Annotated in this window: 23 protein-coding genes and 1 pseudogene; 15 read left to right on the top strand and 9 right to left on the bottom strand. The window is 64.3% G+C overall.

The annotated features are described in order from the left end of the window. Positions 1-17: 17 nt before the first annotated feature. Both mnmG and mnmE read right to left on the bottom strand, forming a co-directional pair. Positions 18-1,901: a tRNA uridine-5-carboxymethylaminomethyl(34) synthesis enzyme MnmG gene (gene mnmG / locus JQ507_33285; protein ID QRI69667.1), complete on the bottom strand. Its 1,884-nt coding sequence runs from the start codon at positions 1,899-1,901 to the stop codon at positions 18-20. 234 nt (positions 1,902-2,135) lie between these two features. Next, the gene (gene mnmE / locus JQ507_33280) at positions 2,136-3,461 is read right to left on the bottom strand and encodes a tRNA uridine-5-carboxymethylaminomethyl(34) synthesis GTPase MnmE (protein QRI69666.1); all 1,326 of its coding nucleotides are present in this window, start codon (positions 3,459-3,461) and stop codon (positions 2,136-2,138) included. Between mnmE and JQ507_33275 the strand changes: the two are divergent. Beyond that, positions 3,397-3,641, top strand: a pseudogene (locus tag JQ507_33275) (hypothetical protein). The gene mnmE and the pseudogene JQ507_33275 overlap by 65 nt on opposite strands. A 122-nt stretch (positions 3,642-3,763) precedes the next feature. Here JQ507_33275 and rho read toward each other — a convergent pair. Next, positions 3,764-5,029, bottom strand: coding sequence for a transcription termination factor Rho (gene rho, locus JQ507_33270; protein ID QRI69665.1), 1,266 nt, complete (start codon positions 5,027-5,029; stop codon positions 3,764-3,766). A 251-nt stretch (positions 5,030-5,280) separates the two neighbouring features. Continuing rightward, the gene (gene hemJ, locus JQ507_33265) at positions 5,281-5,703 is read right to left on the bottom strand and encodes a protoporphyrinogen oxidase HemJ (protein QRI73618.1); all 423 of its coding nucleotides are present in this window, start codon (positions 5,701-5,703) and stop codon (positions 5,281-5,283) included. Positions 5,704-6,167: 464 nt separating this feature from the next. Between hemJ and JQ507_33260 the strand changes: the two genes are divergently transcribed. Genes JQ507_33260 through dnaQ form a run of 4 tightly spaced genes read left to right on the top strand, consistent with a single transcriptional unit; the run spans position 6,168 to position 9,012 of the window. Beyond that, positions 6,168-7,004, top strand: coding sequence for a kinase/pyrophosphorylase (locus tag JQ507_33260; GenBank protein QRI69664.1), 837 nt, complete (start codon positions 6,168-6,170; stop codon positions 7,002-7,004). 10 nt (positions 7,005-7,014) lie between these two features. Next, positions 7,015-7,623, top strand: coding sequence for a Maf family protein (locus JQ507_33255; GenBank protein QRI69663.1), 609 nt, complete (start codon positions 7,015-7,017; stop codon positions 7,621-7,623). 37 nt (positions 7,624-7,660) lie between these two features. After that, complete coding sequence (locus JQ507_33250; GenBank protein QRI69662.1) at positions 7,661-8,260, top strand: dephospho-CoA kinase; 600 nt, start codon at positions 7,661-7,663, stop codon at positions 8,258-8,260. 29 nt (positions 8,261-8,289) lie between these two features. Next, positions 8,290-9,012 (top strand): DNA polymerase III subunit epsilon, encoded by a 723-nt coding sequence (gene dnaQ / locus JQ507_33245; GenBank protein QRI69661.1) that lies wholly within the window; start codon positions 8,290-8,292, stop codon positions 9,010-9,012. A gap of 132 nt (positions 9,013-9,144) precedes the next feature. Here dnaQ and secB read toward each other — a convergent pair whose 3' ends face one another. Then, the gene (gene secB / locus JQ507_33240) at positions 9,145-9,633 is read right to left on the bottom strand and encodes a protein-export chaperone SecB (protein QRI69660.1); all 489 of its coding nucleotides are present in this window, start codon (positions 9,631-9,633) and stop codon (positions 9,145-9,147) included. A 418-nt stretch (positions 9,634-10,051) separates the two neighbouring features. Here secB and JQ507_33235 point away from each other — a divergent pair, with 418 nt between their 5' ends. The 3 genes from JQ507_33235 to JQ507_33225 are packed head-to-tail and all read left to right on the top strand — an operon-like array spanning position 10,052 to position 12,937. After that, the gene (locus tag JQ507_33235; GenBank protein QRI69659.1) at positions 10,052-10,756 is read left to right on the top strand and encodes a Tim44 domain-containing protein; all 705 of its coding nucleotides are present in this window, start codon (positions 10,052-10,054) and stop codon (positions 10,754-10,756) included. Then, the gene (locus tag JQ507_33230; protein QRI73617.1) at positions 10,740-12,353 is read left to right on the top strand and encodes an MltA domain-containing protein; all 1,614 of its coding nucleotides are present in this window, start codon (positions 10,740-10,742) and stop codon (positions 12,351-12,353) included. The genes JQ507_33235 and JQ507_33230 overlap by 17 nt, the downstream gene beginning before the upstream one ends. Further along, positions 12,350-12,937, top strand: a complete 588-nt coding sequence (locus JQ507_33225) for a Smr/MutS family protein (protein QRI69658.1) — start codon at positions 12,350-12,352, stop codon at positions 12,935-12,937. The genes JQ507_33230 and JQ507_33225 overlap by 4 nt, the downstream gene beginning before the upstream one ends. 15 nt (positions 12,938-12,952) lie before the next feature. On the opposite strand, the gene JQ507_33220 is transcribed toward JQ507_33225, so the two are convergent. The 4 genes from JQ507_33220 to hslV all read right to left on the bottom strand — a co-directional run bounded on the left by JQ507_33220 (position 12,953) and on the right by hslV (position 16,690). Beyond that, complete coding sequence (locus JQ507_33220) at positions 12,953-14,077, bottom strand: hypothetical protein (GenBank protein QRI69657.1); 1,125 nt, start codon at positions 14,075-14,077, stop codon at positions 12,953-12,955. Between the two features lie 151 nt (positions 14,078-14,228). Beyond that, positions 14,229-15,533, bottom strand: a complete 1,305-nt coding sequence (gene hslU, locus JQ507_33215; protein ID QRI69656.1) for an ATP-dependent protease ATPase subunit HslU — start codon at positions 15,531-15,533, stop codon at positions 14,229-14,231. 111 nt (positions 15,534-15,644) lie between these two features. Further along, on the bottom strand, positions 15,645-16,130 hold the full coding sequence (locus JQ507_33210; GenBank protein ID QRI69655.1) for an acetyltransferase: 486 nt from the start codon (positions 16,128-16,130) through the stop codon (positions 15,645-15,647). 2 nt (positions 16,131-16,132) lie between these two features. Beyond that, on the bottom strand, positions 16,133-16,690 hold the full coding sequence (gene hslV, locus JQ507_33205) for an ATP-dependent protease subunit HslV (protein QRI69654.1): 558 nt from the start codon (positions 16,688-16,690) through the stop codon (positions 16,133-16,135). 182 nt (positions 16,691-16,872) lie between these two features. Between hslV and hisB the strand changes: the two genes are divergently transcribed. The 7 genes from hisB to JQ507_33170 all read left to right on the top strand — a co-directional run bounded on the left by hisB (position 16,873) and on the right by JQ507_33170 (position 21,651). Further along, positions 16,873-17,466 carry an imidazoleglycerol-phosphate dehydratase HisB gene (gene hisB, locus JQ507_33200; GenBank protein ID QRI69653.1) on the top strand — a complete coding sequence of 198 codons (594 nt, stop codon included), beginning with the start codon at positions 16,873-16,875 and terminating at the stop codon, positions 17,464-17,466. Positions 17,467-17,554: 88 nt separating this feature from the next. Beyond that, positions 17,555-18,085, top strand: a complete 531-nt coding sequence (locus tag JQ507_33195) for a DUF2628 domain-containing protein (GenBank protein QRI69652.1) — start codon at positions 17,555-17,557, stop codon at positions 18,083-18,085. Continuing rightward, positions 18,082-18,732, top strand: coding sequence for an imidazole glycerol phosphate synthase subunit HisH (hisH, locus tag JQ507_33190; GenBank protein ID QRI69651.1), 651 nt, complete (start codon positions 18,082-18,084; stop codon positions 18,730-18,732). Before JQ507_33195 ends, hisH begins: the two co-directional genes overlap by 4 nt. Continuing rightward, entirely contained in the window at positions 18,729-19,460 is a 732-nt protein-coding gene (gene hisA, locus JQ507_33185; GenBank protein QRI69650.1) for a 1-(5-phosphoribosyl)-5-[(5-phosphoribosylamino)methylideneamino]imidazole-4-carboxamide isomerase, read from the top strand. Before hisH ends, hisA begins: the two co-directional genes overlap by 4 nt. Positions 19,461-19,469: 9 nt before the next feature. Further along, positions 19,470-20,246 (top strand): imidazole glycerol phosphate synthase subunit HisF, encoded by a 777-nt coding sequence (gene hisF, locus JQ507_33180; protein ID QRI69649.1) that lies wholly within the window; start codon positions 19,470-19,472, stop codon positions 20,244-20,246. A gap of 109 nt (positions 20,247-20,355) precedes the next feature. After that, positions 20,356-20,679: a phosphoribosyl-ATP diphosphatase gene (locus JQ507_33175; protein ID QRI69648.1), complete on the top strand. Its 324-nt coding sequence runs from the start codon at positions 20,356-20,358 to the stop codon at positions 20,677-20,679. 15 nt (positions 20,680-20,694) lie between these two features. Next, positions 20,695-21,651 (top strand): type I pantothenate kinase, encoded by a 957-nt coding sequence (locus tag JQ507_33170; protein ID QRI69647.1) that lies wholly within the window; start codon positions 20,695-20,697, stop codon positions 21,649-21,651. Positions 21,652-21,656: the final 5 nt, after the last annotated feature.

Below are 21,656 nucleotides of genomic sequence, written 5' to 3'. Positions count from 1 at the left end.
CTGTTTCACGTGAAACGTCAGGCGCTGACCTTGGCCGATTTCCGTCGCGCCTCGCGTCGCAGATAGGCCGCCAGGATACCCAACGCCGCCGGCGTCATGCCGTCGATCCGGCCCGCCTGCCCGACTGTTCGCGGCTGCGCTTTCTGCAGCTTGGCGCGCGCTTCGTTCGAGAGACCGGGCACATCGGCGTAATCGACATCGGTCAGCACCAGGCCCTCGTCGCGCCGGAAGGCATCGACGTCCGCGGTCTGGCGCTTCAGATAGACATCGTATTTGGCGTCGATCTCAAGATGGACCGCGATCGCCGGGTCAATGGCCGACAGCTCCGGCCAGATCGCCTGGACCGCCGGCCACTCGATCTCCGGATAAGCCAGCAGCTCAAAGGCCGAGCGGCGATGGCCGTCGCGATTGAGCGAAAGCCCGTGCTTGGCGGCCTCGTTCGGTGTGATCGCCAGCGACTTCGCCAGTGTCTTGGCGGCGTCCAGGGCTGTCATCTTGGTCCTATGACGCTCCGCGCGCGCCATCCCGACGCATCCGAGCGCGATGCCCTTGTCGGTCAGCCGCTGGTCGGCGTTGTCAGCCCGCAGCGTCAGCCGGTATTCGGCGCGCGAGGTGAACATCCGATAGGGCTCGGTGATCCCCCGGGTCACGAGATCGTCGATCATCACGCCGAGATAGCCGTCCGCGCGGTCGAACACGATCGGGTCGGCGCCGCCGGCCGCCAGGGCGGCGTTGAGGCCGGCAACGATGCCCTGCCCCGCCGCCTCTTCGTATCCCGTGGTGCCGTTGATCTGGCCGGCCAGGAAAAGCCCACGCAGCCGCTTGGTCTGCAGGGTCGGATCGAGCTCCCGCGGATCGACATGATCGTATTCGATCGCATAGCCGGGCCGGACCATCTTCACCCGCTCGAGGCCGGGGATGCTGGCGAGGATCGCGAGCTGGACCTCTTCCGGCAGCGAGGTCGAGATGCCGTTGGGATAGACCGTGTCGTCGTCGAGTCCTTCCGGCTCCAGGAAGATCTGATGGCCGTCGCGATCACCGAAACGGACGATCTTGTCCTCGATCGAGGGACAATAGCGCGGTCCGGAGCTCTTGATCTGGCCGGAATACATCGGTGAGCGGTGCACATTGGCCCGGATCACGTCATGGGTCGCCGGCGTGGTCCGGGTGATGCCGCACTGGATCTGCGCGGTCGTGATCCGGTCGGTCATGACCGAAAACGGCTCCGGCGGATCGTCTCCGGGCTGCATTTCGACCGCCGACCAGTCGATCGTGGTGCCGTCGAGGCGCGGCGGAGTCCCCGTCTTGAGCCGGCCGAGCACGAAGCCTGCCCGCTCGAACGACGCGGACAGACCCATGGCCGGCGCCTCACCGACCCGGCCCGCCGGCCAATTCTTCTCGCCGAGATGGATCAGACCGCGCAGGAAGGTGCCGGTCGTGATCACAACCGCACCCGCGGACAGCTGCCGGCCGTCGCCCAGGCGAATGCCGGTGACGCGCCCCTCGACGACGATCAGCTCGTCCGCCTCGCCCTCGATGACACTGAGGTTCGCGGTCTCGGTGATCGCGGCCTGCATCGCGGCCGCATATAGCTTGCGGTCGGCCTGGGCCCGCGGACCACGGACGGCGGGACCCTTGCGGCGATTGAGCATCCGGAACTGGATGCCGCCGGCATCGGCGACCCGGCCCATCAGACCATCGAGCGCATCGACCTCGCGCACCAGATGACCCTTGCCGAGCCCGCCGATAGCGGGATTGCAGGACATCGCGCCGATGGTCGCGAAACGATGCGTCACCAGGGCCGTCTGCGCGCCCATCCGGGCAGCCGCGCTCGCGGCCTCGCAGCCGGCATGGCCGCCGCCGATGACGATGACGTCGAATGAGTCTGCCCTGGAAGTCATGGCGGGACTTCTATCGCGGAGTGATGAAAGCCGGAAGAACGAAGTTGAGATCGGCTATCTGAGACCCGACCATCTGAGCGAAATATGGATTGATCCGGATCGCTCGCAATGACGAGCTCGAGCTGTTTCACGTGAAACAAGCGCGGTCACGTGAAGCCCAATGTTTCACGTGAAACGCGGGAGGCGAGTTAACCAATCCGAAACCATGTTTAACGTGAAACAAACCGGCCTCAGCTACTTCCCGACGCAGAACTCTCGGAAGATGACGTCCAGGATGTCCTCGACGTCGACCCGGCCGAGCAACCGACCGAGCGAATGGGCCGCCCTGCGAAGTTCCTCCGCTGCGAGCTCCTCGCCCTGCCCGACCACGTCGATGCTGCGCTGGAGCGAGTCGACAGTCTCCTGGAGCAACCCACGCTGCCTGGTCCGGCTGATCAGACCGCCTTCGCTGCTTCCAAAATAGTCGTGCGCGAAACCGACCAGTGCGGCGATCAGCTCGGACAGCCCATCGCCACGAGCGGCCGAGATCCTAAACTCGGGCTGACTGCCTCGCTCACCCGGCGGGGTCCTGACCAAGTCGATCTTGTTTCGCACCAGCCAGGTTGGCACCCCGCCGCTATGCCCGGCCTTGGCGTTGCCATTGTCGGCCAGCCACAGCACGAGGTCGGCTTCCGCAGCGCGGGCCCGGGCGCGGCGGACACCCTCCTGCTCGACCGGGTCGTTGGTTTCTCGGATCCCGGCGGTATCGATGACGGTGACGGGATAGCCGTCGAGATCAAGCTGCACCTCGATCACGTCGCGCGTTGTGCCGGCATGCGGTGAAACGATCGCGACCTCACGCTTGGCCAACTGATTGATCAGGGTCGATTTGCCGACATTCGGCGGACCGGCGATTGCAACCACCAGGCCGTCCCGCAGCCGTTCACTTTGGCCCTGCCCGGCAAGCACTTGCATGATCTCATCGTGCAGCGCCCGGATCCGCTCAAGCGCCGGTGCGATCAGTTCCGCGGGGACATCGCCCTCGTCCGAGAAATCAATGCCGGCCTCGATCAGCGCCGACGCCGCGATGATCCGCTCGCGCCAGTCGCGCGCGCGATCGCCGAGCAGCCCCTTCAGCTGCCGCAACGCCTGCCGCCGCTGGCGGTCGGTGTCGGCATGGATCAGATCGTCGAGACCTTCCGCTTCGGTCAGATCAAGCTTGCCGTTCTCGAAGGCCCGCCGCGTGAACTCACCGGGCTCAGCGGGTCGAACATGGTCGAATGCCGCGATGGCTTCGAATATCGCCGACAGCACTGCGCGTCCGCCATGGACATGAAATTCGGCGACGTCCTCGCCGGTCGCACTTGCCGGGCCAGGGAACCAGAGCACGACCGCATCGTCGATCGGTTGGCCGTCCGAATCGCGAAGCAGCGCCCGGGTCGCCATCCGCGGCGCCGGCCTCTTGCCCGCCAATCCCCCAATGACCGACGCGCCCATTGGGCCAGACAGCCTGACAATGGCGATCGCGCTCGGCGGCCGTCCGGAGGATAGAGCGAAGATCGTCTGGTCGCGCGGATGCATCGCTTATTTCTTCCCAAGCCAATCGGCAAAGGCAATGCCGCTCTCATTTCGCACGCAATATTGCAAAATGCTGCAATGCAATATGATCGAGAATCGTTGCAGCCGCCGCGCAGCAATTTTGCTGCGGCTCATCCGGCCCACCCCAGAAGTCTATATCTTAAATATAAACAATATCAGTAGCTTATATGAATATTCGGCGTACCGGCGGAGCTCGATTTATGCTGCAACTTGGTGCAGCAAATCCGCAGCATGAAAAAAGGCGCCCCGTTTTGCGGAGCGCCCTGTTCTCTTCGGCTGCAGCCTCAGGTGTTCATGGAATCGAAGAATTCCGAATTGCTCTTCGTGTTCCGGAGCTTGTCGAGCAGGAAGTCGATCGCATCCATGGTGCCCATCGGATTGAGGATGCGGCGCAGGACGTACATCTTCTTCAGCACCTGCGGATCGGTGATCAGCTCCTCCTTGCGGGTGCCGGAGCGGGCGATGTCGATCGCCGGGAAGGTCCGCTTGTCCGAGACCTTGCGGTCGAGGATCAGTTCCGAGTTACCCGTTCCCTTGAATTCTTCGAAGATGACTTCGTCCATGCGGCTGCCGGTATCGACCAGCGCGGTCGCGATGATGGTCAGCGAACCGCCCTCCTCGATGTTGCGCGCGGCGCCGAAGAAGCGCTTCGGACGCTGCAGCGCGTTGGCATCGACACCACCGGTCAGCACCTTGCCGGATGACGGCACCACGGTGTTGTAGGCCCGGCCGAGGCGGGTGATCGAATCGAGCAGGATCACGACATCGCGGCCATGCTCGACCAGGCGCTTGGCCTTTTCGATCACCATCTCGGCGACCTGGACGTGGCGCACCGCGGGCTCGTCGAAGGTCGACGACACCACCTCGCCCTTCACCGAACGCTGCATGTCGGTGACTTCTTCCGGGCGTTCGTCGATCAGAAGCACGATCAGATAGCAGTCCGGATGATTGGCGGTGATCGAGTGCGCGATGTTCTGCATCAGCACCGTCTTGCCGGTGCGCGGCGGCGCCACGATCAGCGCGCGCTGGCCCTTGCCGATCGGCGCGACGATGTCGATCACGCGGGCCGACAGGTCCTTCTTGGTGGAATCCTCAAGCTCCATGCGGAAACGCTGATTGGGAAACAGCGGCGTGAGGTTGTCGAAATTGACCTTGTGCTTCGACTTTTCCGGGTCTTCGAAATTGAGCGTGTTGACCTTCAGCAGCGCGAAATAGCGTTCGCCTTCCTTCGGGCTGCGGATGTGGCCTTCGATCGTGTCGCCGGTGCGCAGGCCGAAACGGCGGATCTGCGACGGCGAAACGTAGATGTCATCGGGGCCCGGCAGATAGTTCGCGTCGGGCGAACGAAGGAAGCCGAAGCCGTCGGACAGCACCTCGACGACGCCCTCACCGATAATGTCGGTCTCGGCGATCGCCAGCTGCTTGAGAATTGCGAACATCAGCTCCTGCTTGCGCATGGTGCTGGCATTCTCGACCCCATTCTCTTCCGCGAAGGAGACGAGCTCGGCCGGCGTTTTCGATTTGAGGTCCTGGAGTTTGATTTCCCGCATCGGGGTCGTCCTGTGAGGAAGTAAGTAGGGAAGGGGTGCGAGGTGGCTTGGAAAAAGCGGACGCCAAAGGAAGGTCCGCAGGTCTCAGCCAGGAAAGTGCCGTTTGGGCTTTCAAACCTGATGCGGCGCCGGCCCGAAAAGAACCGAAACGCGACCACATCCGCCTGCGTGGGGTGGGATAAAACCTATATAGAAAATCGATCCGTCCTTCGCAAGAAGGACTGAAGCATGCTTCTTGGGCATCGCAATGTCTAGAACGGCTTCACGACCACCATGATCACGATCAGGATCATCAGAAGCGTCGGCACCTCATTGATAATGCGGTAGAATTTCTGGGTTCGCTGATTCCGGTCCGCGGCGAAGTCCTTCACGCAGCGAGACAAAAAGCCGTGGATACCCGACATGGCGAGCACCAACGCAAATTTGACGTGAAACCAGCCCGATAGGTACCAGTGTCCGGCCCAGGCCAGATAAAGCCCGGCAAGCCAGGTCACGATCATCGCGGGGTTGATGATCGCCCGCAAAAGCCGCCGTTCCATGACCTTGAAGGTCTCGGACTGCTTCGAGCCGGCCTCGGCCTCGCAATGATAGACGAACAGCCGCGGCAGATAGAGCATTCCGGCCATCCATGAGATGACGGCAATCACGTGCAGCGCCTTGATCCAGTCGTACAACATCGCAGCGATGCCTTTCAGGGAACAGCTCGGCGGGAAACAGCTCGGACAGCCTCGGCGTTGCGAACTAAGCTTTGCAAGCGAGGGACGGATACATATCCGCACACACGGCTCTCCTAAACCTAATTAATTTTAGAATCTAAGGTTTGAGTCTTAGTGGCGGTGAATTTGACTCATGCAATACGATCCAGCCGTTCTTGCGGGCTTGTTCACATCCCTCAACATTCAGGCCGGCGGCGGCCGTTATCCGGAATCTATCCCTCAACTCAATCTGTTGCGGACCTCTGTGGCCAGCTTATGAAGAGACAAATCCACACCGGTTCACTATCATCTGTGCGATGACGTCGACTTATCCTTTTCGGCGGTGCTGTGAAGAAGGGGACGAGATATACAGGGACCTGGCGGCGGACCCGGAATCTTCTCCTCGACCTCCACAGGGATTCACAGGATAGACAGGGGCTCTGGTGCCGACGACATCCAATTATTTCCACCTCCATCTGGTGTCGGACTCGACCGGCGAGACGCTGATCACCGTGGCGCGCGCGGTCGCCGCGCAGTACGCCAACGTCACCGCGGTCGAGCATGTCTATCCCCTGGTGCGTAGCCAGAAGCAGCTTGATCGCGTGCTCGACGAGATCGAGGAATCGCCCGGCATCGTGCTGTTCACGCTGCTGGAGAAGGACCTGGTCGGACGGCTCGAAGGCAAGTGCAGGGAGATCAACGTTCCGAGCCTGTCGATCATCGGGCCGGTGATGCAATTGTTCGAGGCGTATCTGGGTGCTGCGACGACCGGGCGGGTCGGCGCGCAGCACGTGCTCAACGCGGAATATTTCGCCCGCATCGATGCGCTGAACTTCACGATGATGCATGACGACGGTCAGCATGTCGAAGGCCTCGAGGAGGCCGATGTGGTGCTGGTCGGGGTGTCGCGTACCTCGAAGACGCCGACCTCGATCTATCTCGCCAACCGCGGCATCAGGACGGCAAACGTGCCGCTGGTGCCGGGCATTCCGCTGCCGCACCAGCTCGAGACCCTGAAGAAGCCGCTGGTGGTCAGCCTGCACGCGACGCCCGAGCGCCTGATCCAGGTCCGGCAGAACCGCCTGCTCACGATGGGCGACCGCGACAACGACACCTATATCGACAAGCAGTCGGTGGCGGACGAGGTCGCCTTTGCCCGGCGCCTGAGCGCGAAATTCAACTGGGCGCTGCTCGACGTGACGCGGCGTTCGATCGAGGAAACCGCCGCTGCCGTGATGAAGCTCTATAACGACCGCCAGCGCGCGCGGCCGTCGGAGTGATCGCCAAATCATGAGCATCTGGCGTGGTCCCCAGGAGCTGATCCTCGCGTCGCAGAGCCGTGCGCGACGGATGCTGCTCGAAAACGCCGGTCTCGCCTTCGAGGCGTTGCCGGCCGATATGGACGAACGCGCGGTGCAGAAGAATTCCGGCCTTTCGGCGCCGGGCGAGGTCGCGTCGCTGCTGGCGCGCGAGAAGGCGCTGTTCGTCTCGAGGCAGAAACCTGGTCAATATGTCGTCGGCGCCGATCAGACGCTGGCGCTGGGCGAACGGATGTTCAGCAAGCCTGCCGGCCGCGCGCAGGCAGCCGAACAGCTCGGTCAGTTGGCAGGCCGGACTCATGAACTGCATTCCGCTGTCTCGGTGGCGCGCGATGGAAAGATCCTGTTCGACGATGTGAGCGTCGCCCGGATGACGATGCGCCAGCTCGCTGCCGGCGAGATCGAGGCCTATCTCGACCAGGCCGGGGAGGCGGTGACGACCAGCGTCGGCGCCTACCAGCTCGAAGGGCTCGGCGTGCATCTGTTCGAGCGGATCGAAGGCGACCATTTCACCATTCTCGGCCTGCCGCTATTGTCGCTGCTCGCATTCCTGCGCCGCGAGAAGCTGCTCGCGGTGTGAAGGTGCCGAGGCCCGGCGACGGAGAGATGCTGAACCGATGCTGATTTTGGGACTGACCGGCTCGATCGGGATGGGGAAATCCACCACGGCCAAACTGTTCATCGAGGCCGGCGTGCCGGTCTACGACGCCGATGCGGCCGTGCATCAGCTCTATGAGGGCGAAGCCGCGCCGGTGATCGAGGCCGCGTTTCCCGGCACCACCGCCAACGGCAAGGTCGACCGCGCAAAGCTCTCGGCCCGCGTGGTGCAAGACCCGGTGGCGATCAAGCAGCTCGAGCAGATCGTGCATCCGATGCTCGGCGCATCGCGCCAGAAATTCTTCGCCGACGCGGAGGCGGCCGGCGCGCCGATCGTCGTCCTCGACATTCCGCTGCTGTTCGAGACCGGCGGCGAGAAACGGGTCGATGCCGTCGTCGTCGTCACCACCTCGCCGGAACTGCAACGCGAGCGCGTGCTGGCGCGCGGCACCATGGATGCCGCCAAGCTGGAGGCCATCATCGCAAAGCAGATGCCCGATGCCGAGAAGCGCAAGCGCGCCGATTTCATCGTGGATACCTCGCACGGACTTGATCCGGTGCGGGCGCGCATCCGCGACATTCTGGCCGAGGTTGTTAAGATGCCGCAGCGGCGGGCCTGATTCGCCCGCGTTTCGGATTACCTCACGTCATGCGCGAAATCGTTCTCGATACCGAAACCACTGGCCTCGATCCGCTGCGCGGCGACCGGCTGGTCGAAATCGGCTGCGTCGAGATATTCAACCGCATGCCGACGGGGCAGACCTACCACGTCTACATCAATCCCGAACGCGACATGCCGGCGGAAGCATTCGCTGTGCACGGGCTGTCGACCGAGTTCCTGGCCTCCAAGCCGCTGTTCACCGAAGTGGTCGACGAGTTCCTGGCCTTCATTGGCGATACGCCGCTGGTGATCCACAACGCCTCGTTCGACATCAGCTTCATCAACGCCGAGCTCGACCGCATCAAGCGCAAGGCGATTCCGAAGGACCGGCTGGTCGATACGCTGCTGCTGGCGCGGCGCAAGCATCCCGGCGTGTCGAACCGGCTCGACGATCTCTGCTCGCGTTATCAGATAGACAATTCCCGCCGCACCAAGCACGGCGCCTTGCTCGACGCCGAGCTGCTGGCCGAGGTCTATATCGACCTGATCGGGGCGCGGCAGTCGCAGCTCATCCTGGCATCGGAAGCATCGGACGCCCGCGCGGGCAGCCACAGTGATGCGCCGCGGCGGCAGCGCGAGATCCCGCTGGTCGCGCGGGTCAGCGAGGTCGACCGGGAAGCCCACCGAGCCTTTGTCGCCACCCTGGGCGACAAGCCGATCTGGAACGATTATTTGCCGCCGCCGGCAGCTGCTGAAGCCCCGGCGGCTTGAAATCTCTGGTTACATTGTGGGCTGTAACTCTTCGTCATTGCGAGGAGCGCAGCGACGAAGCAATCCATCTATCCCTTCTGGGCACAATGGATTGCTTCGCTGCGCTCGCAATGACGGGGGTAGGGTACCCGATCAGCTCGGCTTTGCGCCGGATGCGGCCTGGGCGGCGGCCTGCCGTTCCATGTTCTGACGGTAGAGACCGACGAAGTCGACGGGGTCGAGCAGCAAGGGCGGGAAGCCACCGTCGCGCACCGAGGTCGCGACGATCTCGCGGGCGAACGGGAACAGCAGCCGCGGGCACTCGATCATGACCAGCGGGTGCAGGTTCTCCTTCGGTACGTTCACGATCCGGAAGACGCCGGCATAGGCGAGGTCGAAGCTGAACATCACCTTGCCGCCGGTCTCGGCCTTGCCCTCGATCGAGAGGATCACCTCGTACTCGTTCTCGGAGAGGTTGTTGGCACCGACATTGATCTGGATGTTGATCGCCGGCTGCTGCTGCTGCTGTCCGAGCGAGGCCGGCGCGTTCGGGTTCTCGAACGACAGGTCCTTGGTGTACTGCGCCAGCACGTTGAGCTGGGGAGCGGCCTGTTCGACGGGGGCGCCGTTGCCATTGGTCATGAAATGTCTCCTGGAGCAGCGCTCGATGGACAGGATGTCCGACGGCACGCGTTGAGGTTTGGAAATGCCGATGCCGGCGAGTGGCTATCATAGGCCCGGCTCGGTCCACAAGGACGACGAGCGCGCACGCCGCGGGGCGTTGCGGCCAAATCTCCGGCGAAGGCTTGTGAGCACAGCTCCGCCCAATCTCTTAACGGCTTCCTAAATTATTGAAGATGCGCGATTTCCAGGCAGGAACGGGTTTCCCCCCGGGGTTAAAACGCGCTACACTTGCCCGTGCCAAAAAGCGCCATTGGCCGGGCATAGTTTCGTGCCTACATGCTGCGGACTTAATCGGTGATCTAATCTCTGCCGTTCCCGACCGGGAACGCTTTGATGTCCGGCCCGTTGCCGGCAGAGACCAGAAAGCGAATTCGACGTGGATATCTACACCATCATCTTCCTGGCGCTGGCCGTATTTATCTTCCTGCGCCTGCGCAGCGTTCTCGGACAGCGCACCGGAAGCGAGCGGCCGCCGTATGATCGTGCAGCACCCAACGTCCTGCAGCGCGGCCAGGACAACAACGTCGTGCCGATCCCGGGATCGGTGATCGATCAGCCGGCTCCGGCCGCACCCGCCGAACCGGTCGAGCCGACCGAACGCTGGAAGGGTATCGCCGAGCCCGGCACGGCGCTGGCGCAGGGTCTTGATACGGTCGCCGCCCAGGATTCCTCGTTCGATCCGCGGCATTTCCTCTCGGGCGCCCGCTCGGCCTATGAAATGATCGTGCTGGCCTTCGCCAATGGCGATCGCCGTGCGCTGCGCGACCTGCTGTCGACCGAGGTCTATGAAAGCTTCGAGGCCGCGATCAAGGACCGCGAGAAGCACGAGCAGAAGACCGAGACGCGGTTCGTCTCGATCGACAAGGCCGAGATCGTCAGCGCGGAGACGCGCGATCGCTCGACCCAGCTGACCGTCCGCTTCGTGTCGCAGATGATCTCGGTCACCCGCGACAAGGCGGGAACCATCGTCGACGGCAGCCCGGACAAGGTCGCCGACATCACCGACATCTGGACATTCGCCCGCGACTCGACTTCCCGCGATCCGAATTGGAAGCTGGTTGGCACTGGAAGCGCTCACTAGACATCTCAGCTACGGGCGCCTCGCGATCGCGTGTTGCGCGCTCGCGGTTGTGTGCTCCACCGCGGCGATCGCCGCGCGCTACAGGTCGAGCCGGCACCCGCCGCTCCGGCACGAGCAGTCCCACCCGATCCCCTATCCCGATCTGGAATTGCCGCTGCAGGTCAGCGGCAGCCAGTATGAGCCGCTCGCCTGGACCAATGTCGCCGGCTGGGGCGACGACGATCATCTCGCCGCCTACAAGGCGTTCCGCACGAGCTGCAAGCCGATCGCGGCCCAGCAGGGCGCGCCGGCGGAATCGAAAGCGCTCGGCAGCTCGCTGCGCGATCCCTGCCGGATCGCCAAGGGGCTCGAGCTCAGCGACGGCGTCAAGGCAAAGGAATTCTTCGAGCAGAACTTCGTGCCGCTGCGGATATCGCGGCTCGGGGAGGAGGCCGGCTTCGTCACCGGCTATTACGAGCCGGTGCTCGACGGCTCGAAGACGCAGACCGAGGTCTACAACGTTCCGGTCTACCGCCGCCCGTCCAACCTGTTCGTGCGCGGCAAGACGCAAGCCTCCGTCGGCCTGCCCAACAGCGGTCCGGTGTACCGCAAGATCGGCCGGCGCAAGCTCGTACCGTATTACGACCGCGCCCAGATCGAGGACGGTGCGATCGCCGGTCGCGGGCTCGAGATCGCCTGGCTCAAGAGCCAGACCGATCTCTTGTTCGCCCAGATCCAGGGTTCGGCGCGGATCAAGTTCGAGGACGGCACCACGCTGCGCATCAATTACGACGCGCATAATGGCTACCCCTATACGCCGGTCGGACGCGTCCTGATCGACCGCGGCATCATCCCGCGGGAGCAGATGTCGATGCAGAAGATCCGGGAGTGGATGGAGCAGAACCCCGAGGGTGCCAACGAGGTACGGCGGCAGAACCGCGCCTATGTGTTCTTCCGCGAGGTGCCGCTGTCGGACAAGGACGAAGCGGTCGGCGCGCAGGGCGTGCCGCTGACGCCCGGTCGCTCGATCGCGGTCGACAAGGCGCTGCATGTCTACGGCACGCCGTTCTTCATCGCCGGCCAGCTGCCGATCGAATCCGAGCTGTCGAAGACCCCGTTCCACCGGCTGATGATCGCGCAGGACACCGGATCGGCGATCGTCGGCCCGGCGCGCGCCGATCTCTATTTCGGCGCCGGCGCCGACGCCGGAAAGGTCTCGGGCCGGCTGCGGCACAATATGCAGTTCGTGATGCTGGTCCCGAAAGGTCTCGATCCCGTCGCGCGCGGCCGCAAGCTGCCGATCCCCGACGAGCGGCCGTCGGCCAAAATTGCGAAGCTGTTTCCGCAGACCGATCCGCAGAAGGACAAGCCGGCGGCGAAACCTGCTGACGCGCCGACGGGGACCATCGCCAAGGCCGGCAGCAAGGACGCGGCCAACAGCGCCGCCAGGAGCCCGGCGGCGAAGGACGCCGCGCCCGCCGCTGCTCCAACAACAACCCCTGTCGCGCAGGCCGCGCCTGTGGCAGAACCAGTGCCGTTGCCGGTCGCCCGGCCTGACATTCCGCAGCAACCGGAGAAGCGGCGCACCAGGCGCTATCGCCATCACCGCGAGCAATGAAACGACCCGCGCCGATCCCCGACCTGTCCGCTCCGTCGCGGCGCAAACGCGCGCTGAGCGAGGAGGAACGTGCGCTCTGGGAGAGCGTCGCGAAACAGGTCAAGCCGCTGCGCAAGCGACCCGCCGCACCGAAGGCCCACGCCGTCGCGGCTGATCCCGCCAGCCATCACGCCGCGGCCAAGCCGATTCCGGTCAAGCCAACGGCACCTGCAAAGGCCGTGTCGACACCGCGCCCACAGCCGCCGCTGGCGCCGATCGGCCGCCGCGATCGCGCGAAACTGTCGCGCGGCAGGCAGGAGATCGATGCGCGGCTCGATCTGCATGGCATGACCCAGATGCGCGCGCATCGCGTGTTGTTCGCCTTCCTGCAGCGCGCGCACTCCGAGGGGCTCACCTTCGTGCTCGTCATCACCGGCAAGGGCAAGGTCGGTGGTCTCGAGTCCGAACGCGGCGTGCTGCGCCGCCAGGTGCCGGAATGGCTCAGCCTGCCGGAATTCCGCTCGCTGGTGGTCGGCTTCGAGGAAGCGCATATCGGACATGGCGGCGAGGGCGCGCTCTATGTGCGGGTTAGGCGCGCGCGCTGAGCATGATCCGGAAGATCAGAATGGACGCACGATCCCGACGCGCGGGATCAGCGTGATGATCCAGCCGAGAATTGTCGTCTTGCGATCGTCCGCCGCGATCATCGGCACGTCCTTCGACGCCGGCAGCATCTTCACGGCGTGCAGCATCAGGAACATGCAGACCGCCCAGTTCGAGATCCAGCGCGAATAGTCGAACACGGTCACGAACATCACGACATAGCCGGCGCTTATCATGACGAGCGCGGCGAGCACGATGCGGCGATGCAGTTTGCTGGCTAGCGCTTCGATCAACCGCGAGAAATAGCGCCACAGCGGCGCATGCAGCCAGATCAGCAGCGCGAACACCGGAATGCCGAGGATATTCGAGGGCATCCGCGCCCAGGTGTCGGCGAACTCCTTCGACAGCGGCTGGTACCAGATGTAGCCGAACTGCAGCAGATCGGTCCGCGATGGATCGGCCATCCGGCTTTGCAGGTGGCGGAGGAATTCGTCATAGGGCACGTCGACGGTGCCTTCGAATTGCGCGACCAGGAACAGGATGCCGACCGCGGCGAGCGCTACAAGCCCGACGGCGATGTTTCGCGGCGTCGTGCCCTGCATCAGATAGAAGCGCAGCACCACGATCGCTGCGATCGCTGGCACATACATCAGGACGAAGATGTGATGAACCAGGATCAGCACGATCGAGAACAGCGCTGCAATCAGCACGTACAGGACCGAGCGCGCCGGGATCAGCAGCAGCACGATCGTCAGCGCACAGCCATAGATGTCGAAATGGCCGAGCGTGTGCATGAAGTTCTTCAGGAAGAACGGCGACCCGGCGATGAACACGAACAGCGGCTGATGCGCGTCGTCGAAGCCAAATGTGCGGTGAAAGAGTTTGAGGAACAGTCCAAGCGTCAACAGCCAGATCGCGCCGGCCAGCGCGAACACCAACCACACCGGCACCTTGTCGGTGAACAGCGACACGATCGCCCCGACCAGCGCGCGCTTGGTGAAGCCGTAGTGATAGTCGACCAGCAAGTGGATGTAGGGGACGAAGGGCGGCAGCGCGATCTTGTGCAGGAACACCCCGACCAGCACGGCCGCGTTGACGGCCAGCATCAGGCGCCAGGGGTTTTGCGTCACCCACAGATTCATTGATCGCCCACTCTCGTCGTCCCGGCGAAGGCCGGGACCCATAACCACCGATGGTAGTTTTAGAAGGAATGTCGGCCCGAGTCTTGGTCACTGCTGACTTCGGGGGTTATGGGCCCCGGCCTTCGCCGGGGCGACGAGAGGCTGCAACCGCCTACAAAATAAACCGGCTGAGATCGGCGTTCTTCGCGAGATCGCCGACGTGCTTGGTCACGTAGTCGGCGTCGACCTGGATGGTCTCGCCGTGGCGATCCGGGGCGGTGAAGGAGATCTCGTCGAGCACCCGCTCCATCACGGTCTGCAGCCGCCGCGCGCCGATATTCTCGACCGTGGAATTGACCGCCACCGCGACGTCGGCAAGCGCGTCGATCGCGCCGTCGGTGATGTCGAGCGTCACGCCCTCGGTCTTCATCAGCGCGACGTATTGCTTGATCAGCGAGGCCTCCGGCTCGGTCAGGATCCGGCGCATGTCGTCGCGGGTCAGCGCCTGCAGCTCGACGCGGATCGGCAGGCGGCCCTGCAGCTCCGGCAGCAGGTCCGACGGCTTGGCGATGTGGAAGGCGCCGGATGCAATGAACAGGATGTGGTCGGTCTTGACCGCGCCGTGCTTGGTCGAGACCGTGGTGCCCTCGATCAGCGGCAGCAGATCGCGCTGCACGCCCTCGCGCGAGACGTCGCCGCCGGCGCGGTTCTCGCGCACGCAGATCTTGTCGATCTCGTCGAGGAACACGATGCCGTTGTTCTCGACCGCGTTGATCGCCTCCTGCACCAGCTGGTCGGTGTCGAGCAGCTTGTCGGATTCCTCGTTGACGAGAATCTCGTGCGAGCCTTCCACGGTCAGGCGGCGGGTCTTGCTGCGTCCGCCCATCTTGCCGAAGATGTCGCCGAGCGAGATCGCGCCCATCTGGGCGCCGGGCATGCCGGGGATCTCGAACATCGGCATGCCGCTGCCCGACGACTGGGTCTCGATCTCGATTTCCTTGTCGTTGAGTTCGCCGGCGCGCAGCTTCTTGCGAAACGATTCACGCGTTGCCGGGCTCGATCCCGGGCCGACCAGCGCATCCAGCACGCGCTCCTCGGCGGCGAGCTGGGCGCGGGCCTGGACGTCCTTGCGCTTGCGCTCGCGGGTCTGCGCGATCGCAACCTCGACCAGGTCGCGGACGATCTGCTCGACGTCGCGGCCGACATAGCCGACCTCGGTGAACTTGGTGGCCTCGACCTTGAGGAACGGTGCGGCCGCGAGCTTGGCCAGCCGCCGCGCGATCTCGGTCTTGCCGACGCCGGTCGGCCCGATCATCAGGATGTTCTTGGGCAGAACTTCCTCGCGCAGGGAGCCGGCAAGCTGCAGCCGCCGCCAGCGGTTGCGCAGCGCGATCGACACCGCACGCTTGGCGTCGGCCTGGCCGACGATGAAACGGTCAAGTTCAGAAACGATTTCGCGGGGGGAGAAGTCGGTCATTGGCTCTAGCTAGGTTGAAACAACTGTCTCGGCAAGCGCCGTTCCGCGCCTGTTGTTTGAGCATGATCTTTTCGGAAAACCGCTTCGCACTTTTCCGGCTCATGCTTTGGTTCATTTGTCGCGGACCATCAATAGCGCCGGCCCGTCAGGCGTCTCGACCATGCCGGCTTCCTGGAAGCCGGCCTTCGCATAGGCGCGCACGGCGCGGGCATTGACCGGATTGGGATCGGCGACGATGCGCGGCGCGCCCCGTGCCAGCCGTTCCTCGACAAAGGCGCGGATCAGCGCCGAGCCGTGGCCACCGGCCATCATATCCGGTTCGCCGATGAAGAGATCGATGCCGCGGGTGCCCACAGGTTGCACGCCGAGGCCGCAATTCCATTCCGTCAGGTCGTAGCACTGCAGGTAACCAAAATCGTTGCCCTCGGCGGCGACGATGAACTGGTCCATCGCCGGCTCGCCGAGGTCGCCGCTGACCAGCGCGTATTGCTCAGCCGGATCGCCCCACCACTCCCGGACATGCGGATGCGCCAGCCACAGCTTGATCAGTGGCAGGTCGGCCGTCGTCATCGGGCGGAAATGATAGCGGCCGGCCATGCTCAGCCGCCGATCGTCTCGATCGTCACGTTGCGGTTGGTGTAGACGCAGATATCGGCGGCGATATCCAGCGCGCGGCGGACGATGGTCTCGGCGTCCTTCTCGGTATCGACCAGCGCACGGGCTGCGGCGAGGGCATAATTGCCGCCGGAGCCGATCGCCATGACGCCGGATTCCGGCTCCAACACGTCGCCGGTGCCGGTCAGCACCAGGGAGACGTCCTTGTCGGCCACGATCATCATGGCCTCGAGCCGGCGCAGATAGCGGTCGGTCCGCCAGTCCTTGGCGAGCTCGACGGCTGCCCGGGTCAGTTGCCCCGGATATTGCTCCAGCTTGCTTTCCAGCCGCTCGAACAGGGTGAAGGCGTCGGCGGTGGCGCCGGCAAAGCCGCCGATCACGTCGCCCTTGCCGATCCGGCGAACCTTCTTGGCGTTGGCCTTGATCACGGTCTGGCCGATCGAGACCTGCCCGTCGCCGCCGATCACCACCTTGCCGCCCTTGCGGACGGTGCAGATCGTGGTGCCATGCCAGACCGGCAGCTCGTTTTGGGATGCTTGCATAGGTTACCTCTCTCGGGGGCAGATTTAGGTGGTCTGCAAGAGGGTTACAATCGGCCGATTTGGCGCGGAATCTCGGTCACCATAGGCCGAAGTTGGGCACTTTTGGCGTCATCCCGCAGTAGCGAAGGTGACATCAGCCTGTTAAAAGACCGGCGTTTTCGGCACGGGAAAGCTCAATCTTCATGCGCACGGCAACCATCAAGCGCAAGACCAAGGAGACCGACATCGAGGTGACGGTCAACCTCGACGGGGCAGGCGTATCCACGGTTTCGACCGGGATCGGCTTCTTCGACCATATGCTCGACCTCCTCGCCCGGCATTCGCGCATCGACATCACCGTGAAGGCGGATGGCGATCTCCATGTCGATTACCACCACACCACGGAAGACGTCGGAATCGCGCTCGGCCAGGCCGTCAAGCAGGCGCTCGGCAACATGGCCGGCATCACCCGCTACGCCTCGATCCACATGCCGATGGACGAGACGCTGTCGCGCGTCGTGATCGACATTTCCGGCCGCCCGGTGCTCGTGTTCAAGGTCGAGTTCCCGCGCGACAAGATCGGGGAGTTCGACACCGAGCTGGTGCGCGAGTGGTTCAACGCCTTCGCGATGAACGCCGGCGTGACTCTGCACGTCGAGACCCTATATGGCGAGAACAGCCATCATATCTCCGAGTCCTGTTTCAAGGGTTTGGCGAGGGCGCTCCGGACCGCGGTTGCGATCGATCCGCGCGCCCAGGGCGAAGTGCCCTCGACAAAGGGTCAGCTCGGCGGCTGATCCGCGGGAGCATGAATCCGGGCACGGTGCCACCGGTTTTCCCGGAGATCATGCGGCAAGTAAGAGTCCATCCTCGGCGGAGCGTTCGATGCCGGTCTATACAGTGCATGCCCCCGTGGCCCACGGCGCCGATCTCGCGGTGACCGACAAATTCGTCTTCGTGCGCGACGGCTTCCATGTCTGGGCCGCCGTCGCGGGTGCGCTCTGGCTGGCCTGGAACAGGCTCTGGCTGGCGCTGATCGGCTGGATCGTCCTTACCTTCGCGATCGATTATGCGCTGGCCAAGCTCGGGATCGGCCGCGGCGCGATCGTGCTCGTCGATCTGGTGTTGATGGTGCTGATCGGGCTGGAGGCCGCAACGTTGCAACGCTGGACGCTGTCGCGGCGCAAATGGCGCCAGCTCGACATCGTGCTCGCCGACAATGTCGATGCCGCCGAACGCCGCTTCTTCGAGCGCTGGACCGCGCGGCATCGCGGCGTCGTCAACGACCAGCGCGCGGTCGATCGCGGCGGCCCGCCGCCGACCCGGGATGTTCCGGGTCAATCATTCTCAAAACCCCCGCCGATGCCGCAGGGCGGCATCATCGGATTGTTTCCAGAGCCAGGAGGATCACGATGACCGTCGCAATCATCGATTACGGCTCCGGCAATCTGCATTCGGCGGCGAAGGCCTTCGAGCGCGCCGCGCGCAGCATGGAGGATCCGCAAGCCATCAAGGTGACGCGCGATCCCGACGCGGTGTATCGCGCCGATCGGATCGTGCTGCCCGGTGTCGGCGCGTTCGCCGATTGCCGCCGCGGCGTCGACGCGGTCGACGGCATGCTGGAAGCGCTGACCGAGGCGGTGCGGGTCAAGGCGCGGCCGTTCTTCGGCATCTGCGTCGGCATGCAGCTGATGGCGACGCGCGGCAAGGAGCACGTGATCACCGAAGGCTTCAACTGGATCGGCGGCGATGTCGTCAAGATCGAGCCGCGCGACGAGAACCTGAAGGTCCCGCACATGGGCTGGAATACGCTCGACATGGTGCGCGAGCACCCGGTGCTGGAGCGGCTGCCGCTCGGGCCGAAGGGGCGCCACGCCTATTTCGTGCACTCCTACCACCTCAACGCCGCCAACGAGGCGGACGTGCTGGCGCGCGCCGACTATGGCGGGCCGGTGACCGCGATCGTCGGCAAGGACACCGCGATCGGCACCCAGTTTCACCCCGAGAAGAGCCAGCGCTTCGGCCTCGCTCTGATCTCCAATTTCTTGAAGTGGAAGCCGTGATTCTCTTTCCAGCGGTTGATCTGAAGAACGGCCAGTGCGTGCGCCTGGAGCAGGGCGACATGGCGCGCGCCACCGTGTTCAATCTCGATCCGGCGGCGCAGGCTGCAAGCTTCGCCGCGCAGGGCTTCGAATATCTCCATGTCGTCGATCTCGACGGCGCGTTTGCCGGCAAGCCGATGAATGCCCATGCGGTGGAGGCGATGCTGAAGGCGGTCACTATGCCGGTGCAGCTCGGCGGCGGCATCCGCGACCTCACAACCATCGAGGCCTGGCTCGACAAGGGCATTACGCGCGTCATCATCGGCACGGCCGCGGTGCGCGATCCCGAGCTCGTGAAGGGCGCAGCGAGAAAATTCCCCGGCCGCGTGGCGGTGGGCCTCGACGCGCGCGACGGCAAGGTCGCGGTCGAAGGCTGGGCCGAGACCTCGCATGTCACCGCGCTCGAGATCGCGCAGCGTTTCGAGGATGCCGGCGTTGCCGCGATCATCTTCACCGACATCGCGCGTGACGGGCTGCTTAAGGGCCTCAACCTCGATGCGACCATTGCGCTCGCCGACCGCATCTCGATCCCGGTGATCGCCTCCGGCGGCTTCGCCTCGATCGACGACGTCAAGGCGCTGCTTGAGCCTCGTGCCAAAAAACTCGCCGGCGCCATCGTCGGCCGCGCGCTCTATGATGGACGACTTGATCCCGCCGCCGCGCTTCAACTGATCCGTTCCGCGGTCTAGGAGACTGCCATGTTCAAGGTTCGCGTGATCCCCTGCCTCGACGTCAAGGACGGGCGCGTGGTCAAGGGCGTCAACTTCGTCGACCTGCGCGACGCCGGCGATCCGGTCGAGGCCGCGATCGCCTATGACGCCGCCGGCGCCGACGAGCTGACCTTCCTCGACATCACCGCCACCCATGAAAACCGCGGCATCATGCTGGACGTGGTGCGGCGGACGGCGGAGGCCTGCTTCATGCCGCTGACCGTCGGCGGCGGCGTCCGCACCGTCGACGACATCAAGACCCTGCTGCGATATGGCGCCGACAAGGTCTCGATCAATTCGGCGGCGGTCAGCCGCCGCGAGTTCGTCAAGGAAGCCGCCGAGAAGTTCGGCGAGCAATGCATCGTGGTTGCGATCGACGCCAAACGGGTCAAGCGCGCCGGCGGCTCCGACCGCTGGGAGATCTTCACCCATGGTGGGCGTAATGCCACCGGGATCGATGCCATCGAATATGCCCAGGAGGTCGTAGCCCTCGGCGCCGGCGAAATCCTGCTGACCTCGATGGACCGCGACGGCACGCGACAGGGCTTTGATCTGCCGCTGACCCGGGCGATCGCGGACAGTGTCCCCGTACCGGTCGTCGCGTCCGGCGGCGTCGGCAATCTCGATCATCTCGTCGATGGCGTCCGCGAGGGTCACGCCACCGGTGTGCTGGCCGCGTCGATCTTCCACTTCGGGGAATTCACCATCCGCCAGGCCAAGGATCACATGGTGCGCGCCGGCCTGCCGATGCGGCTCGATCCCTAGCGCGTGGCTCGGAAACACAGTGATCTGGGACTCCTTGTCACAAAAATGCTAAGTCCCCAGTTAGGGATGGCACCTTGGCGGTGCCGATGCGCATGCTTGAGTTGAGTTGATGTCGCGTTTCACGGTCCACGATCTGGCCGCCACCATCGACGCCCGCGCTGCATCGGGCGGCGAGGCGTCCTATACCCGCAAGCTGCTCGACAAGGGCGCGGAGCACTGCGCCAAGAAACTGGGCGAGGAAGCGGTCGAGACCGTGATCGCCGCAGTCGAGAATGACCGCGATCATCTCATCGCGGAAAGTGCCGATCTGGTGTTTCACCTGCTGGTTCTCCTGAAATCACGCGGCGTGAAGCTGGAGGATGTCGAGGCTGCGCTGGAGAAGCGCACCGCGATGTCCGGACTGGAAGAGAAGGCATCGCGCAAGCGCGATTGATCACGGGAGGGCCTCATGGACATCCGGGCACCAGATCAACAGTACAACCCCTACCGCGTCTTCACGCGCCAGCAATGGTCGCATCTGCGCGACGATACGCCGATGACGCTGGAGCCCGGCGAGTTCGACCGCCTGCGCTCGATGCACGACCGCCTCGATCTGCAGGAGGTCGAGGACATCTACCTGCCGCTGTCGCGGCTGCTCTCGATCTATGTCGATGCCACCCAGCGGCTGTATTATTCGCAGCGCCAGTTCCTCGCGATCCGCGATCGCAAGATGCCCTACATCGTCGGCGTCGCCGGTTCAGTTGCGGTCGGCAAGTCCACCACCGCGCGCGTGCTGCAGGCGCTCTTGGCGCGCTGGTCGCCGCGGCCGAAGGTCGATCTGATCACGACCGACGGTTTCCTGTTTCCCAATGCCGTGCTCGAGCGGCAGGGCATCATGCAGAAGAAGGGCTTTCCGGAAAGCTACGACCTGCCGACGCTGCTGTCGTTCCTCAGCGACATCAAGGCCGGACGGCGCCGGGTGCGCGCGCCGGTCTATTCGCATCTGACCTACGACATCGTGCCGAACAAATGGGTCGAGATCGACCAGCCCGACATCCTGATCGTCGAGGGCGTCAACGTGCTGCAGACCGGGCGGCTGCCGCGCGACGGCAAGGCGGTGCCGTTCGTGTCCGACTTCTTCGACTTCTCGGTCTATATCGACGCCGACGAGGCCGTGCTGCGGAACTGGTACATCAAGCGCTTCCTGGCGCTGCGCGATACCGCGTTCACGGATCCCCGGTCCTACTTCCACCGCTATGCGCTGCTGTCGGACGAGGAAGCCACCGCGACCGCGATCGCGATCTGGGAGCGCACCAACCTCGCCAATCTCGAGGACAATATCCTGCCGACCCGCCCGCGCGCGACCCTGATCCTGAAGAAGGGGGCCGATCATGTGGTGCAGTCGGTCGCGCTGCGGCGGCTGTAATTCTT

Origin of the sequence: Bradyrhizobium sp. PSBB068, from assembly GCA_016839165.1 — a bacterium.
Taxonomy (GTDB): Bacteria; Pseudomonadota; Alphaproteobacteria; order Rhizobiales; family Xanthobacteraceae; genus Bradyrhizobium.
This window is presented reverse-complemented; position numbering and strand designations above follow the sequence as displayed.

Excerpts from the sequence above, each read along its gene's own strand:
- JQ507_33210 (QRI69655.1), bottom strand. The coding sequence starts at position 16,130 with ATGGCCGGCCGCTATCATTTCCGCCCGATGACGACGGCCGACCTGCCA.
- JQ507_33195 (QRI69652.1), top strand. The coding sequence starts at position 17,555 with ATGCCGGTCTATACAGTGCATGCCCCCGTGGCCCACGGCGCCGATCTC.
- JQ507_33250 (QRI69662.1), top strand. The coding sequence starts at position 7,661 with ATGCTGATTTTGGGACTGACCGGCTCGATCGGGATGGGGAAATCCACC.
- JQ507_33225 (QRI69658.1), top strand. The coding sequence starts at position 12,350 with ATGAAACGACCCGCGCCGATCCCCGACCTGTCCGCTCCGTCGCGGCGC.
- rho (QRI69665.1), bottom strand. The coding sequence starts at position 5,029 with ATGCGGGAAATCAAACTCCAGGACCTCAAATCGAAAACGCCGGCCGAG.
- JQ507_33170 (QRI69647.1), top strand. The coding sequence starts at position 20,695 with ATGGACATCCGGGCACCAGATCAACAGTACAACCCCTACCGCGTCTTC.
- JQ507_33220 (QRI69657.1), bottom strand. The coding sequence starts at position 14,077 with ATGAATCTGTGGGTGACGCAAAACCCCTGGCGCCTGATGCTGGCCGTC.
- hisB (QRI69653.1), top strand. The coding sequence starts at position 16,873 with ATGCGCACGGCAACCATCAAGCGCAAGACCAAGGAGACCGACATCGAG.
- JQ507_33255 (QRI69663.1), top strand. The coding sequence starts at position 7,015 with ATGAGCATCTGGCGTGGTCCCCAGGAGCTGATCCTCGCGTCGCAGAGC.
- mnmG (QRI69667.1), bottom strand. The coding sequence starts at position 1,901 with ATGACTTCCAGGGCAGACTCATTCGACGTCATCGTCATCGGCGGCGGC.
- hisF (QRI69649.1), top strand. The coding sequence starts at position 19,470 with ATGTTCAAGGTTCGCGTGATCCCCTGCCTCGACGTCAAGGACGGGCGC.
- hslV (QRI69654.1), bottom strand. The coding sequence starts at position 16,690 with ATGCAAGCATCCCAAAACGAGCTGCCGGTCTGGCATGGCACCACGATC.
- JQ507_33175 (QRI69648.1), top strand. The coding sequence starts at position 20,356 with ATGTCGCGTTTCACGGTCCACGATCTGGCCGCCACCATCGACGCCCGC.
- hslU (QRI69656.1), bottom strand. The coding sequence starts at position 15,533 with ATGACCGACTTCTCCCCCCGCGAAATCGTTTCTGAACTTGACCGTTTC.
- mnmE (QRI69666.1), bottom strand. The coding sequence starts at position 3,461 with ATGCATCCGCGCGACCAGACGATCTTCGCTCTATCCTCCGGACGGCCG.
- hisH (QRI69651.1), top strand. The coding sequence starts at position 18,082 with ATGACCGTCGCAATCATCGATTACGGCTCCGGCAATCTGCATTCGGCG.
- secB (QRI69660.1), bottom strand. The coding sequence starts at position 9,633 with ATGACCAATGGCAACGGCGCCCCCGTCGAACAGGCCGCTCCCCAGCTC.
- dnaQ (QRI69661.1), top strand. The coding sequence starts at position 8,290 with ATGCGCGAAATCGTTCTCGATACCGAAACCACTGGCCTCGATCCGCTG.